This is a genomic window from Pseudoalteromonas sp. PS1M3 (assembly GCF_016865405.1).
In the GTDB taxonomy this organism is placed as follows: domain Bacteria; phylum Pseudomonadota; class Gammaproteobacteria; order Enterobacterales; family Alteromonadaceae; genus Pseudoalteromonas; species Pseudoalteromonas marina.
Map to the genome: position 1 here is coordinate 2,452,639 of NZ_AP022624.1, position 14,656 is coordinate 2,467,294.

The following is a 14,656-nucleotide window of genomic DNA, read 5'->3' on the forward strand; positions in this document are numbered from 1 at the left end:
GGCCATCCATACATCTAAGTTGCCAGAAATGATAGCATGGATATTTTCACAGAGCTAGATCAACTTATAGGACATTTCAACTTGGTTACCACTGGCGTTATATGTGACTTTTTCTGCAATTTCTTCAAGCAGTGAAAGACCTCGCCCAAATTCATTATTGCCACTCATTTCATCATTTGATTGGCTACTGAATCCCCTTCCCGAATCACAAATGATAAAATACAAACTGAGTGTTTCTGGGCAGTAGCGTATATCAATAATGATCATGGCATCTTTTAACTCATTTATGGCTTTCTCACGCATTTCATAAAACTTAAAAAAACCGTCTTCTTGCAGCTTTATTGCGGAGTCTAATCCTAAAACACCATGATCAAGTGAATTGTTATAAGCTTCAGAAAGGAGTAAAAAAATGTTTGAGCGATGATCATTTAATCCCTCAATTCGGCTAAGAATATTGACAATATCGTAGACAGGATCGGTTTGCTTAATTTGCTTTGAATTAAGGCTTAATGACAAATTGAAGGCAAGCGTTGAAAAAGGCTCTCTCGGCTTTTCTTCCACCTGCAAAGGCAAACAGTTAAGCAAGACAATGCTTACATCATCTTGCTGTTGTAAGCCCTGCGCAAAATCACTCACATCAGCAATTATATCTTCACAAGAGATCATGGGCTTACTTTTTAATGATGCTATAAAGCGTTCTTCAGCAAAAAACTCGTCCTGCTTATTAGTGGTTTCTGTTATGCCGTCGGTAGCAAAAACTAAACGTGTATCACTATTTACTTCAAAATGTATTAAATCGTACTCAAATTCATGTTTGTCTAATATACCCAATGCCATATGTTGAGACTCTAATGTCTTTTCTATATTACCTTTAGTATTGATCAAATATGCATCGGGTAAGCCACCAAGCCACGCTGATATACTTTTTCCTGACGCACTGAGCTCAACAATGGTAGCTGCGCAAAACATATGCCCCGGTAACAGGTTGTAAAGAAGTGTATTTAGTTCAAAGGCAATATCATTAACGGCTTTACCTTTATTTACCATTGTATAAAATGCGCGAGATACAGGGAGTGCACCAATAGCAGCCGCTAGGCCGTGCCCGGTAAAGTCACCCAGCATACAATACAAGTTACCTATTGGACTTTGCGCAACTAAAAACATGTCTCCATTAAACATGGACGCTGGCGACAAATTAAAGTCGAGATGCTGCTTAAAATCATCTTGATTCTCGAGCGAATTATTAAATATGTGCTCAACTATTTCGTGTTCACGTTCAATTTGATTGTGGTGATACTCGAGCAGTTGCTTTTGTTGGTTGGCTTTTTTGCTTAGCTCACGAGTTCTTCTATGAGCTTTAATTTTTGCGTGAAGAATAACTTTATCAAATGGCTTGTGGATAAAGTCATCTCCGCCAACTTCTAAACATTTTTCAAAACTTGCTTTGTCGTCTAACGAAGTAATAAAAATAATAGGTAAATAAACTTCACTGTATTTATTTTTTATTATTTTGGCTGTCTCAAAACCATCCATAACCGGCATTATTACATCGAGTAACACAATGTCTATGGCTTCATGCTCAAGGACTTTAATTGCTTCTTGGCCGTTGAAGGCCATCGATACTTGATAACCTTCATCTTTGAGCATTTGACTTAATAAAATACGGTTTAATGCCTGATCATCGACAATAAGAACGTGTGCTGCCATTAGCTAATATCAAATTTCTTATCGAAGCGCGATATTTGTAATATTTTTTTCAGCTGTGGCTGGCAATTAGTGATTTCAAACACAGTCACTTTATCTTCTAATGTTTTTTTCATATTTAAAAGCATGCCTAGTGCAGAACTATCCATATAGTCAGTTTCTCTTAAGTCTACAATCACTTTGTTAGTGCTACTGTCTATCTGAGCATAGGCTTGGCGAAAAGACTGCACTAAATTAAAGTCAAACTTTCCCTTTATTTGTATTGTTAGCGCTTTTCCATCGGCTGATGTACGGGTAGTTAAATTCATCGATTTCTCCGTTAAATGTATCTTTGATTAAATATAACCTGTTAAAAGTATTTAGCAAAAAGAAAAACACACAACAGCAAATTTGCTATCATTTACGCCATTACTTAATACATTTTGACTGAATAAGGTAAACCATGACAGATAGTCACTTAGTATATTCAACAAGCACTGGACGCATTGACCAGCCAAAACCAGAAAAAGAGCTTGATATTAAGCTTTTCAAAGATGGGTTTGTTCGTATTGAGCGTCAAACAAAAGGCCGTAAAGGTAAAGGCGTAATGCTTGTTGTTGGCATAGACCCAAAAGAACATGACTTAAAAAAGTTAGCTAAAACAATAAAAAGTAAAATGGGCCAAGGTGGCGCTGTAAAAGAAGGCGTTATAGAAGTCCAAGGCGATGACCGAGATAAGTTAAAAGCAATTTTAGGGAGCTTGAAGTTTAAAGTGAAAATTGCGGGTGGTTAACCCGCAATTATAAAACTACATTACTTTTTTAAATGGTACTTCACCCAGCTTTAGATATAAATCTGGTAAATCAGACTCAGGAATTGGGCGGCTGTAATAGTACCCTTGCACTATAAAACAGTTGTTATTTTGTAAAAACTCAACTTGCTCTATGGTTTCTACCCCTTCAGCAACCACATCTAAATTAAGCTTTTGAGCCATTGCTATAATAGCGGCAGTAATCTCCATGTCATTGCTATCTTCTGGGATATCTTGCACAAATGAACGATCTATTTTGAGTATATCTACCGGGAAGCGTTTTAAATAACTAAGCGAAGAATACCCCGTTCCAAAATCATCAATTGAGATAGAAATACCTAGTGCTTTTAGCTCATGAAGTTGAGCAATAGCAGCCTCTACGTTCCCCATCAACATGCTTTCAGTTAACTCTAAATGTAATCGTTTAGCCGATACGCCCGATGTAATAATCATCTTACTTAGGGTCGGCACAAGATTCGAATCTTTAAATTGGCGAGCAGATAAGTTAATCGATACGTTATTTTCACGGTTTTGCTCTGTTAATCTCACAACGAAATTACATGACTCCTGTAATACCCACTCACCTAATTCAACAATAAGCCCTGTCGCCTCAGCTATAGGAATAAACTTATCTGGCGGTATTAGACCTTCTGTTGGGTGGAACCATCTCAATAATGACTCGTATCCTACAACCTTTTGAGTACGGCTATCTATCTGCGGCTGATAATAAACCACAAACTGATCTTCTTTTAACGCAATACGCAGCTCGTTTTCAATAAATAATCGCTCATTTGCGGCTGCATTTAGCTCTTGGCTATAAAAGTGGAACGTATTACGCCCTTTCTCTTTGGCCTCATACATTGCTAAATCCGCGTGTTTCAGAAGCTGATCTTCTTCAAGGCTGTCATATGGCGCCATAGTAATACCAATACTCGCGCTTATAATTACTTCGTTATTTCCTAGCATAATTGGCATATTAAGCGTTTGCTGTATTGTATTTGCTACATCGGTTGCGTGCTCTTGGCTTTCGATTCCACTGAGTAATACTGCAAACTCATCGCCGCCTAAACGTGCAATCGTATCTTCTGATCTTAGGCGCTTCTTCAATCTATTCGCGACCTGTATTAATAATTGATCGCCTGCGTCATGTCCAAGGGTGTCATTAATTCGCTTAAATTCATCTAAATCAAAGTAAAAAAGTGAAAAGGCATAATGACCACGTTCTGCAAGCGCAAGAGATTTGCGCAACTGCATTCTGAAGAAGGTTCTGTTTGCTAAACCTGTTAGCGTGTCAAAATAAGCGAGCTGTTCCATTTTGCGCTGGCTTTCTTTAACAAACGAGATATCTTGTGCGGAAGCAACATAACTTGTGATATTACCGCCTTCCTCTCGTATCGGTGAAACGCTCAATGAAACCCAAATAGGCTGTTTATCTTTGCTTTCAATTAACGTATCACCGCGCCAATAGTTACGACTACGTAGGTCTATATCAATATCTTCAACCAAAATAGCCATATCAGACGCAATAATGTTTAAAAGTGGTGCTCGAGTGAAATGACTCTCTGGATAACCTGTCATCTCTAACATTTTGGGATTAACGTATTCGATAACAAAGTTCTCGTCAGTTATAACAACACCTGTGCCAGAGAAAGCGACTGCTTTTGATAATCGATTAGCTGCTTTTTCGGCTATTTCTTTTTCAGTTATTCGCTGGTTAAGTCCATCAATTAATTTACGAATTTCAACCGACATATCTTTAAACGAACCGTTAAGCGTACCAATTTCGTCTTTATTCTCTTCTGGGAATTGAGTATCTAGTTTACCCTGACCAAAGCTCGATACCGCATAAACAAGTGAATGCAATCGGCGTAACACAAGATGCTGCAAGGCTTGATGCAATAACAAGGCAACTAAAATAGCGTAAAGAATAAAAAGACCAAAAAACTTAAGTTTCAAATCTTGCAGAGCAGACAATGTAGAGGAACGCTTTTTATAAACCCCTATGTACCAATCTAGCTGATCAATTTTTTGAATATTGATTAAGTGAGCCTCGTCATTTTGTAAAAAAGAACTTGCATATTCTGGAAGCTTTGTCGCAATTGCCTCACTAATAATTGACTTGAGCTGAGGGTTTACAAACTCGTCCATAGCCACTTTTTTATTATTTTTTCCGTATTCAGCAAGTAATGAAGTACTCAAATCTGGGTGGGCTAATAATTGGCCTTTACTATCAAAAACAAGTAAGTTTTTTTCTTTGTCTCCTATAGGTAGAAAAGACACGAGTTTATTAAGCGTAATATCACTGCCTGTAACCCCTATAAATTCATTATTCGAATAAATAGGGACCAGTAAACTGATCACCCAATCATGCCATACTCTATCGTAGTAAACCTTTGACCATTCAGGTTCTACAGAGTTGCCTAAACTTTCGCGAACATACTTATAAGTTGAACCACCGCTTACTCGAAAATCAGCAGGAGCATTTAACGCCCAATTAGGTGGCGATATTCTTATAAAGTCATCATTGGTTATAAGGTAAAAATTGTAGAAGTCATAAACTAATGTTGGTGAGATAACATCCCATAGTGCTTCAGAGTTATTAAATAACTGTTTGTAAAAAGGTGTGAACTTTTCTTGTGGTAAAAACGCGGCAGATAAACCATCCGATGAAGCACTTCGAATAGTACCATCACTATTAAACTGTAATTGTGCTTTACTGGTTAGATCAATTGGGGAGTTTTTTTGAAATAACTGCTCATTAACTATGTTGTTAGCTTGCTTAGCAATGTTAACTTTTGTTTCTATTCGTTCTTTAAATTGCCTTACTAATAAATCGGTCGAGCTTTTTAGTACTTCGTGCTCTTCAAAAACCAGCTGCTTTTCCTCAGATTTAAGCATAAAAAAGGCAGCACAAACACCCGCAATTAAACAAATTGAGGATATGAGTAACGACAATTTCACACTTAAAGAGTTTATTCCAAAACGCGATGGAGGGCGTCTATATAGCACAAGCCAACCTTAATTATTAATAGTTGTTATTATTTAGCTGTTAATGAAATATACCAGATTCAAATTCATTATTATAAATTTTTTGTAAACTTTATAAAAAAATTACAAAAGTTGAAATAATCAATACTTAAGCACTATATTAGTAAAGTATGTTATTGACATTACCCCTAACTCTCCATACATTAACTGCATGAACATATTTTATTCTCGCATTATTTTTTCTTTTTTTAGCTTCTTTATATAAAAGAGGCTGGCCTGTTTGTGAGATAAATCAATCGAATAGTAAAGCCTCCCAACCGGGAGGCTTTTTTGTATATGCTGCATTTACGCAGATGACTTTTGGAATGAGGAACCCCAAAATGACCAACGATGTATTAAACACATTAAGACATGATATAAACGAAATAGACTCTGACTTGCTTGTACTCCTTGCCAAACGGCGCCGTATTAGTCATGGTGTTGTTGAATATAAAATTGCAAATAACAAGCCTATTCGTGATGAAGCCCGTGAACTAGCACTACTAGAAAAATTAATTGGTTATGGCAAGTCACTTGGCTTAGATGCGTATTATGTAAACAATGTTTTTCAAACAATCCTAGAAGACTCCGTATTACACCAGCAAGCAATGCTGCAAAAAAACCTAAACCCTGATGCATTAAGCGAAACACACCGTGTTACTTATTTAGGTGGGCAAGGCTCATATAGCCAACTTGCTTGCCATAAGTACTTTAGCCGTCGCCCAGGCAAACTCGTTGAAATTGGGTGTTCATCGTTTGAAGAAATCACCTCCAAGGTAGAAAGCGGGCAAGCAGACTTTGGATTACTTCCTATTGAAAATACCAGCTCAGGCAGTATTAACGAAGTATTTGATTTACTACAACACGCACAAGTATCTATTGTTGGTGAAGTGACACACAGTGTTGAGCATTGCTTATTAGCTAAACCTGATACACAACTTGAACAGCTCACAAAAGTATTTGCTCATCCACAACCCTTCGCGCAATGTAGCCGCTTTTTACAAGGGTTAGGGGATTTGCAACATGAAACATGTGACTCAACATCTTCAGCGCTTCAATCTGCGCTTAGTACACCAAATAGTGCTGCAATTGGCTCAGCTCAAGCTGGTAAAAATGTAGGCCTTGAAGTTATTAAATCAAACTTAGCTAATCAAAGCGAAAACCACAGCCGCTTTATAGTCGTAGCGCGTAAGCCTTTGCATGTGTCGAATCAAATACCTACGAAGACTAGCTTGATCATGTCGACCAAACAACAAGCCGGCTCACTTGCTGATGCACTGATGATTTTCAAGCAACACAAAATAAACTTGGTAAAACTGGAATCACGCCCTACCCCAGGCAACCCATGGGAAGAAGTGTTTTATGTTGATTTAGAGGCAAACTTGGCTGATACCCAAGTAAAAGAAGCGCTAGAGGAACTTAAAGAACATACCCAATATGTGCGTATATTAGGTTGCTATCAAAGTGAAACATTACAAGCTGTTAGTGTGAATACTTAAATATAGGCTATTCAAAAGGGGGCACAAAATGTGCCCCCTTTACATTTATTTGATGTAAAACTAGTCGAGCACCTTAGCGTCATTCGCTTTATTAAGTAAACTGCGGCTTTGTGTTAAAAAATGCGCAGTTGAGTCTGAAAAATATGATTTAGCATCTGCAAATGCCTCCATTAAGGCTGCTTTATCACCTACCCTAAGCTTTTCAAGCGTTTGTGCAAAGGTATCTTGGTATTGAGCTAACAAACTTTCAACGTCATCAAACTGAGCCAACATTATATCGGAATAAAGCTCAGGCGATTGCGCAAACAAACGCCCTACCATCATTAGCTCTAATTGATATATCGGCGACGAGCAACTTCGTAACTCTGCTAAAGTATGGCTTTGCTTTGCTAAAAACTGCCCATAAACAAACGTTGTTAAATGTCGCATTACCTGAATTATTTGCATGGCTTCATCGTGTTTTTTAGCATCTAGCTCTACAAGCTGACACCCCCACACTTGTAACTGCTCTAATAGCCCTTTTGCCGCCTTATGCTCTCTGCCCTCACATACAACTACCGTTTGTTTTACCCAATGTGAAATATCAGGCCCAAACATAGGGTGTAAACCAACAACTGGACCACTATGAGCTGCTTTTAATGCTTTAATTGGCGATTGCTTTACCGAGGTTATATCAACGAGTAAACAGTCATCATCTAGTTTTGGTAGTTTAGCAACTACAGACTCTAAAGCATTAATAGGTACACTGATCATTACCAGTTTTGCACCGGTTAAAATGCTTTGGGCATCATCTTGCTGCTCTTTGTCCAATATTTTGACGTCATAACCTGAGCGAATAAATTGTTGGGCAAATAACTGCCCCATCGCCCCTTGACCGCCCACAATAACAATAGGTGAAAGTGATGGCGCTGCACACGCTAACTTAGCCTGTTGGTTTTGATATGCTTCACGCATCATCCGTCTGAGAATATCTTCAACTAGATCAGGACTTACATTTTGATTAATTGCTTCTTGGCGCCTAGCCGCTAGTAATTCAGCTTCACGCTCTGGTGCATGTAAAGGCGCACCTGTTTGCTGTTTGATTTCACCAATTTTTTGGGTAATACCATTGCGTTTAGCTAATAAGGCAACAAGCTGCGTATCGCATTCATCTATGCCTTGTCTTAGTTGGGCCAAATCACTTATATTTGCCACGTCCAATCCCACCTTGAAAAAATCATATTTCGTAAATTTATATTTACATAAAAGTAAACTAATCAATACGATAAATACTAACAGGATACGTTAGACGTTAAAAGGGCTGATCGCATATAGCAAGGTTAAAACCAACGGTGAATTTATGTTATCAGTCAGATTATGGGCAACATTTCAAAAGCTTTTGAAGGGAATGATCAATGAGTCTTTAGTTTTTTTGTAGTGAGCTAAATATCGATAAACCCATTGCGTAAAAACAATAAAAAAGTTTTAAACCTAAGCTGCAGTAAATAAAAAGAGAAACGTGTTTTAAGTCAATTTATTTCAAATATGTAATATTGCCTGCGCCACTCAACATTACAATAAAAAACCTAGACCGCTTAAAAACGAAAACGGGTTGCAATCCGAAGACTGCAACCCGTTTTTTGCGTTGATAAACAGCGCGTATTAGTTAAGTTTTTCTCTAATACGTGCAGATTTACCAGAACGCTCACGTAAGTAGTAAAGCTTAGCACGGCGAACTGCACCGCGACGCTTAACTGTTACGCTATCGATAAGAGGGCTGTGCGTTTGGAATACACGCTCAACACCTTCACCGTTCGAGATTTTACGAACTGTGAATGCTGAGTGAAGACCACGATTACGCTTAGCGATTACAACACCTTCAAAGGCCTGTAGACGCTCTTTAGCACCTTCTTTTACTTTTACCTGTACAACCACTGTATCACCAGGGCCAAATGCAGGTACGTCTGTTTTAAGCTGCTCTTCTTCAAGCGCTTTAATAATATTTTGGTTTACTTTTGCCATTATGTTTCTCACTTTCCTAGGTGTAACTGTCTTCTAGCCACAAGCTTTTTGGTACTCTTGCTGAAATTCTGCGAGTAATACCGCTTGCTCCTCAGTCAGAGCTAGGTTATGCAACAAGTCAGGACGTCGTATCCAAGTTCTGCCTAATGACTGCTTAAGCCGCCACCTTGCTATTGCTTGGTGATTACCACTGAGTAATACAGCAGGAACTTGTTTGTCGTCCAATGTTTCTGGTCGTGTGTAGTGAGGGCAATCTAGCAAGCCATCCGAAAATGAATCTTGCTCTGCTGATTGGTTATGACCTAACACGCCTGGCACCAATCGCGCTACTGCGTCAATTAATGTCATGGCAGGTAGTTCACCACCACTCAAAATAAAATCACCAATTGACCATTCTTCGTCAACGTATGACTCTATTATTCTCTCATCTATACCTTCATATCGACCGGCAATCAAAATCAGTTTATCAGAGTTAGCGAGTTCGCTAGCCCCTTGCTGATCAAGTTTGCGCCCTTGTGGGGACATATAAATTACTTTAGCACCATCACCTGCCGCTTTTTTAGCGTCAAGAATAGCTTTTTCCAATGGTTTAACCATCATTAACATACCGGGTCCGCCCCCGTAAGGACGATCATCTACAGTTCTGTGCTTATCTAAAGCATAGTCACGTGGATTCCAGCAGTTAAAATCAATTAATCCATTTTTTACTGCGCGACCAGTAACCCCTTGTTGGGTAATTGCGTCAAACATGTCCGGGAAAAGGCTTATCACCCCAACCCACAATGAACTAGTTTGAGTCATTAAAACCCAGGATCCCAGTCTACTGTAATTTCTTTTACGTCGTATTTAACATCTTTGATAACTGAATCAGTTAAAAAAGGTATTAAACGCTCCGATTGACCAAATGCATCTTTACTGTTTGCTTTCACAACCAGTACATCATTTGACCCTGTCTCCATCAAGTCATCAACAGTGCCTAAGTTATAACCTTTATCAGTTACAACCGACATGCCAATGAGATCTCGCCAATAGAACTCACCTTGCGGTAGTTCTGGTAATTGCGTTGCATCCATTGAGATTTCTGCATGGGTATAAGCCATTGCTTCGTCTCGATCGTTTACTTGCGCAAATTTAGCGATAAAGCCTTTGTTGTGGCGACGCCAGTCGACCACTTCTAAGGACTGCCATTTACCTTGTTGCCCTATCAACCACGGGCTGAAATCGAAGATCCCTGCGGGATCATCAGTAAATGAATGTACCTTAAGCCAGCCCTTTATACCATAAGGGGCGCCGAGCTTTCCTACGACAATTATTGATGAGGTGTTCTCTTGACTCATGGTTACACTTACGCCTATTAAGCCGCTTTACGAGCGTCTTTAACTAATTTAGCTACACGATCTGAAAGACCTGCGCCTTGACCTACCCAGTGATCTACACGAGATAAATCTAAGCGAAGTTTTTCTTCCTGACCCGAAGCGATTGGGTTAAAGAAACCAACTTTCTCGATGAAGCGACCGTCACGCGAGAAACGGCTATCCGCAACCACAATTTGATAGAAAGGGCGTTTTTTAGCGCCACCACGTTGCAAACGAATAGTTACCATACCGTCCTCTAAATAGATTGACTGTTTTCATTAATAAGATTTACTCCCCAGTATGGGGAGCCGGTGAATTGTACGAGTTTTTAGCAATAACGCAAGTAAGAAGTGAAGCAAAAAGCCAGTTTAGTAGGTTAAACCGTGATCTAGGCTAAAAATTAGAGTTAATGCAGTACAGAGTGCATAAATTATTCAACAAAAAAGGAGCAATTTGCTCCTTTTTTGTATACGTTGTGATTAATTAAAGTGCAACGCTTACTAAAAATCTAAAATTTTGGACCGCCGCCGCCCATCATGCCCGGTGGCAACATGCCTTTCATACCGCGCATCATTTTTTGCATCCCGCCTTTGCCTTTCATTTTTTTCATCATTTTTTGCATCTGCGTAAATTGTTTAAGCAACTTATTGATGTCTTGTACCTGTGTACCAGAACCTGCTGCAATACGTTTTTTACGCGACCCTTTAATGATTTCTGGACGAGCTCGCTCCTGTTTTGTCATAGAGCTGATGATAGCCTCCATTTGAATGAAGGTTTTATCACCCATCTGACCTTTTACCGCGTCAGGTAAATTAGACATACCAGGAAGTTTATCAAGCATCGACATCATGCCGCCCATATTTTTCATTTGCTTTAACTGGTCAGCAAAGTCATCTAGCGTAAAGCCTGCGCCTTTAAATACTTTTTCGGCAACTTTGGCAGCTTGCTCTTTATCGACTTTCATTTCGACTTCTTCGATTAATGAAAGTACATCACCCATGCCTAAAATTCGCGATGCAATTCGGTCAGGGTGGAAAGGTTCAAGTGCGTCTGTACGTTCACCCACACCCATAAACTTAATGGGTTTATCTGTAATATGACGAATAGATAAAGCAGCACCGCCTCGGGCGTCACCATCTGTTTTAGTTAATATCACACCAGTAAGTGGCAGAGCTTCATCAAATGCTTTTGCAGTATTTGCCGCATCTTGACCCGTCATAGCATCAACAACAAATAATGTTTCAATCGGGTTGATAGCTGAATGAAGATCTTTAATTTCATCCATCATGTCGCTATCCACATGTAAGCGACCCGCTGTATCAACTAATACAACATCAATAAATTTCTTTTTAGCGTGTGTAATAGCCGCAGTAGCAATATCAACTGGCTTTTGTGAAATATCACTTGGAAAGAAATCTACATCAACTTCTGTGGCTAACGTTTCAAGCTGTTTTATTGCTGCAGGACGATAAACATCGGCACTAACAACAAGCACTGATTTTTTCTTGCGCTCTTTTAAAAACTTAGCAAGTTTACCAACACTGGTCGTTTTACCGGCACCTTGCAAACCAGCCATCATAACAACTGCTGGCGGTTGTGCGTTTAAGCTCAGCTCTTCGTTTGCTTCGCCCATCGCTTTTTCAAGCTCTTCACGCACAATTTTTACAAACACTTGTCCAGGCGTTAAGCTTTTAGTTACCTCAACACCCACTGCACGTTCTTTAACTTGCTTTACAAAATCGCGAACAACAGGCAAAGCCACATCGGCTTCCAAAAAGGCCATGCGCACTTCGCGAAGAGTATCTTTAATGTTGTCTTCTGTTAGGCGGCCACGGCCACTGATATTTTTTAAGGTTTTACCTAATCGTTCTTGGAGATTCTCAAACATGTATCGGTTCCGATAAAACGTTATACCAATTTAATTACTCAGCCGATTTAGCTACCAGCTCGACTAATGACATTGATATTATTAAATTTGAATTAAAAACAGTATACCGTAAATAGTGGTGGACAATACAGTGTTCAAGTGCAGTGAATTAAGTTTCTTTTTTAAGGTCTATTCATTTGCGTTGCTATAAAATACAATACGTTTGTACTTGCAAGGATTTTTTGACTCAAATTAAGTGGCCCAAGCAAAATGCTGATCATCAGTTTAACTATTATCACCAGTTTATTTTATGTGCTAGCAACGTCACACGTGCTTTCACGGCTTTTTCATAAACAAGGCCCAAACCAAAAAGTAACTGTTATCTTGAGTACCGTCGCTATATTGGCGCATATGTTGTTATTGGTGAACTCGGTGTTTCGTTCTGACGGTCAAGATCTGAGCATTGTAAATGTCGCACTGCTAACCTGTTGGGTTATTGTTGTGTCTGTAACAGCTGTCTCCTTAAAATTTCCAGCCACTTTATTATTGCCCGTAGTGTATGGCTTTGCAGCGCTTTTATCTGTTGCAAGCTTATTTATACCCCATCATATATTGCTGCAAAGTATAGATGTTGAGCTTGGTTTGGTTGCCCATATATCACTTTCCCTACTCGCTTACTGCATCTTAATTATTGCAACCTTATACGGCGTGCAATTTTACTTTATAGATAAACGCCTTAAGCGCAAAGATCTCGCCATTGTGCATAGCCATTTACCTCCGTTGATGGTTGTTGAGCGCCAGCTTTATCAACTGCTTAATCTTGGTACTGCGCTGCTTACAATTGCACTCGTGTGCGGGTTTGTATTCCTCGATGGCATGTTTGCCAAAGAGTTTATTCATAAAACCATACTTTCGTTGGTGGCATGGGCTATTTTTGTTGTAGTCGCCCTTGGCCATATTAAACAAGGCTGGCGTGGTAAACCTGTGGTAATTACCATCATGGTTGCAGCATTTGTCCTCACATTAGCTTATTTTGGCAGCCGTTTTGTACAAGAAGTCGTACTAAACAAGTTTTAACTTGACTCTAGTTGCTCACTCTAGCTTAATACGCATTGATTTATAAAAAAAGGATCCATCGTTGGACGACATATCGACAAGTACCCTGTTTATCACGTTAGGATTATTGGTACTTTTTTCTGCTTATTTTTCTGGTTCTGAAACTGGGATTATGTCAATCAATCGTATACGCCTGCGACATCTTGCAAAGCAAGATCACCGTGCAGCTAAACGAGTCAGTAAATTACTTAGCCGTCCCGATAGGCTTATTGGCCTCATTTTAATTGGTAACAACCTAGTAAATATAGCCGCAGCTCAAGTTGCCACTATTATAGGTATCCGCCTATACGGTGATTTAGGTATCGCAATAGCAACTGGTGTACTTACCTTGGTTGTGCTTATATTTGCTGAAGTTACGCCTAAAACACTCGCAGCCCTTTACCCTGAAAAAGTAGCCTTTCCAAGCTCAGTGATACTTAAAGGCTTGCTGAAAATCATGTTTCCGTTTGTTGTAGTTGTTAACTGGCTAACTAACGGCATATTACGTTTATTTGGTATTAGTGCAGCTCAAATCGATGAGCACAGCATGAGCAAAGAAGAATTAAAAACAGTCGTGAACGAATCAGGTGCTTTATTACCTGCTCGTCACCAAAGCATGCTGACTTCTATCTTAGATCTAGAACAAGTTACTGTTGAAGATATTATGATTCCACGTAACGAAATTGTGGCGATTGATATAAACGACGATTGGAAAGTAATTAGCCGCCAGCTAACACATGCTCAACATACACGTGTTTTGTTGTATCGCGATAATATTGATGATGCAGTCGGTTTTATTCACTCACGTGATGCGCTGCGACTTTTAACAAAAGAGCAATTTGATAAACCTTCACTATTGCGTGCAGTTCGCGAAATTTACTTTATCCCCGAAGGCACATCGTTAAATACACAACTATTTAAGTTTCAACAATCAAAAGAGCGAATTGGTATAGTTGTTGATGAATACGGCGATATTCAAGGCCTAGTAACCCTTGAAGACATTTTAGAAGAGGTGGTGGGCGATTTCACGACCACTCAAACACGTACGCCAAGTGAAGAAGTGACAACACAACCTGATGGTTCGTTTATTGTAGATGGTGGCGCAAACGTCCGTGACTTAAATAAAGAAATGGAATGGGACTTTCCTCTTGATGGCCCTAAAACATTAAGCGGCTTAATTGTTGAATATTTAGAAGATATTCCTGACGCAAATATCAGTTTACGTATTGCGGGATACCCATTAGAAGTACTCGAAGTAAAAGAAAACATGATTAAACAGGTTAAAATACAACCTAAAAAACGTACTCGTCAATAACAA

The 14,656-nt window shown here is 39.2% G+C and carries 13 protein-coding genes; 4 read left to right on the forward strand and 9 right to left on the reverse strand.

The features are described from left to right. Nucleotides 1–54: 54 nt before the first annotated feature. On the reverse strand, nt 55–1,707 hold the full coding sequence (locus PS1M3_RS11390) for a fused response regulator/phosphatase (protein WP_203984327.1): 1,653 nt from the start codon (nt 1,705–1,707) through the stop codon (nt 55–57). Further along, nucleotides 1,707–2,012: an STAS domain-containing protein gene (locus tag PS1M3_RS11395; RefSeq protein ID WP_006794681.1), complete on the reverse strand. Its 306-nt coding sequence runs from the start codon at nt 2,010–2,012 to the stop codon at nt 1,707–1,709. The genes PS1M3_RS11390 and PS1M3_RS11395 overlap by 1 nt, the downstream gene beginning before the upstream one ends. Nucleotides 2,013–2,146: 134 nt before the next feature. Between PS1M3_RS11395 and PS1M3_RS11400 the strand changes: the two genes are divergently transcribed. Then, entirely contained in the window at nt 2,147–2,476 is a 330-nt protein-coding gene (locus PS1M3_RS11400) for a stress response translation initiation inhibitor YciH (RefSeq protein ID WP_138740350.1), read from the forward strand. Between the two features lie 15 nt (nt 2,477–2,491). Here PS1M3_RS11400 and PS1M3_RS11405 read toward each other — a convergent pair whose 3' ends face one another. Then, nucleotides 2,492–5,503 (reverse strand): EAL domain-containing protein, encoded by a 3,012-nt coding sequence (locus PS1M3_RS11405; RefSeq protein WP_203984329.1) that lies wholly within the window; start codon nt 5,501–5,503, stop codon nt 2,492–2,494. Nucleotides 5,504–5,862: 359 nt separating this feature from the next. Here PS1M3_RS11405 and PS1M3_RS11410 point away from each other — a divergent pair, with 359 nt between their 5' ends. Next, nucleotides 5,863–7,020, forward strand: coding sequence for a chorismate mutase (locus PS1M3_RS11410; RefSeq protein WP_008132528.1), 1,158 nt, complete (start codon nt 5,863–5,865; stop codon nt 7,018–7,020). A gap of 60 nt (nt 7,021–7,080) precedes the next feature. On the opposite strand, the gene tyrA is transcribed toward PS1M3_RS11410, so the two are convergent. From tyrA to ffh, 6 genes are all read right to left on the reverse strand, one after another. Beyond that, nucleotides 7,081–8,214, reverse strand: a complete 1,134-nt coding sequence (gene tyrA, locus PS1M3_RS11415) for a bifunctional chorismate mutase/prephenate dehydrogenase (RefSeq protein ID WP_203984336.1) — start codon at nt 8,212–8,214, stop codon at nt 7,081–7,083. Nucleotides 8,215–8,661: 447 nt separating this feature from the next. Beyond that, nucleotides 8,662–9,021, reverse strand: coding sequence for a 50S ribosomal protein L19 (rplS, locus tag PS1M3_RS11420; RefSeq protein WP_008132530.1), 360 nt, complete (start codon nt 9,019–9,021; stop codon nt 8,662–8,664). 33 nt (nt 9,022–9,054) lie between these two features. Then, on the reverse strand, nt 9,055–9,822 hold the full coding sequence (gene trmD / locus PS1M3_RS11425; protein ID WP_203984344.1) for a tRNA (guanosine(37)-N1)-methyltransferase TrmD: 768 nt from the start codon (nt 9,820–9,822) through the stop codon (nt 9,055–9,057). Continuing rightward, nucleotides 9,822–10,358 carry a ribosome maturation factor RimM gene (gene rimM / locus PS1M3_RS11430; protein ID WP_006792802.1) on the reverse strand — a complete coding sequence of 179 codons (537 nt, stop codon included), beginning with the start codon at nt 10,356–10,358 and terminating at the stop codon, nt 9,822–9,824. The genes trmD and rimM overlap by 1 nt, the downstream gene beginning before the upstream one ends. A gap of 17 nt (nt 10,359–10,375) precedes the next feature. Further along, nucleotides 10,376–10,624: a 30S ribosomal protein S16 gene (rpsP, locus tag PS1M3_RS11435; RefSeq protein WP_006792801.1), complete on the reverse strand. Its 249-nt coding sequence runs from the start codon at nt 10,622–10,624 to the stop codon at nt 10,376–10,378. Nucleotides 10,625–10,884: 260 nt separating this feature from the next. Continuing rightward, nucleotides 10,885–12,264 (reverse strand): signal recognition particle protein, encoded by a 1,380-nt coding sequence (gene ffh / locus PS1M3_RS11440; protein ID WP_203984352.1) that lies wholly within the window; start codon nt 12,262–12,264, stop codon nt 10,885–10,887. A gap of 249 nt (nt 12,265–12,513) precedes the next feature. Here ffh and PS1M3_RS11445 point away from each other — a divergent pair, with 249 nt between their 5' ends. Together PS1M3_RS11445 and PS1M3_RS11450 are read left to right on the forward strand one after the other, a co-directional pair. After that, a complete protein-coding gene (locus PS1M3_RS11445) occupies nt 12,514–13,320 on the forward strand; it encodes an inner membrane protein YpjD (protein ID WP_006792799.1) in 807 nt (268 codons plus the stop codon). A gap of 61 nt (nt 13,321–13,381) precedes the next feature. Further along, complete coding sequence (locus PS1M3_RS11450) at nt 13,382–14,653, forward strand: HlyC/CorC family transporter (protein WP_008132535.1); 1,272 nt, start codon at nt 13,382–13,384, stop codon at nt 14,651–14,653. The last annotated feature ends 3 nt before the right edge of the window (nt 14,654–14,656 follow it).

Excerpts from the sequence above, each read along its gene's own strand:
- PS1M3_RS11390 (WP_203984327.1), bottom strand. The coding sequence starts at position 1,707 with ATGGCAGCACACGTTCTTATTGTCGATGATCAGGCATTAAACCGTATT.
- PS1M3_RS11395 (WP_006794681.1), bottom strand. The coding sequence starts at position 2,012 with ATGAATTTAACTACCCGTACATCAGCCGATGGAAAAGCGCTAACAATA.
- PS1M3_RS11400 (WP_138740350.1), top strand. The coding sequence starts at position 2,147 with ATGACAGATAGTCACTTAGTATATTCAACAAGCACTGGACGCATTGAC.
- PS1M3_RS11410 (WP_008132528.1), top strand. The coding sequence starts at position 5,863 with ATGACCAACGATGTATTAAACACATTAAGACATGATATAAACGAAATA.
- rplS (WP_008132530.1), bottom strand. The coding sequence starts at position 9,021 with ATGGCAAAAGTAAACCAAAATATTATTAAAGCGCTTGAAGAAGAGCAG.
- trmD (WP_203984344.1), bottom strand. The coding sequence starts at position 9,822 with ATGACTCAAACTAGTTCATTGTGGGTTGGGGTGATAAGCCTTTTCCCG.
- rimM (WP_006792802.1), bottom strand. The coding sequence starts at position 10,358 with ATGAGTCAAGAGAACACCTCATCAATAATTGTCGTAGGAAAGCTCGGC.
- rpsP (WP_006792801.1), bottom strand. The coding sequence starts at position 10,624 with ATGGTAACTATTCGTTTGCAACGTGGTGGCGCTAAAAAACGCCCTTTC.
- ffh (WP_203984352.1), bottom strand. The coding sequence starts at position 12,264 with ATGTTTGAGAATCTCCAAGAACGATTAGGTAAAACCTTAAAAAATATC.
- PS1M3_RS11445 (WP_006792799.1), top strand. The coding sequence starts at position 12,514 with ATGCTGATCATCAGTTTAACTATTATCACCAGTTTATTTTATGTGCTA.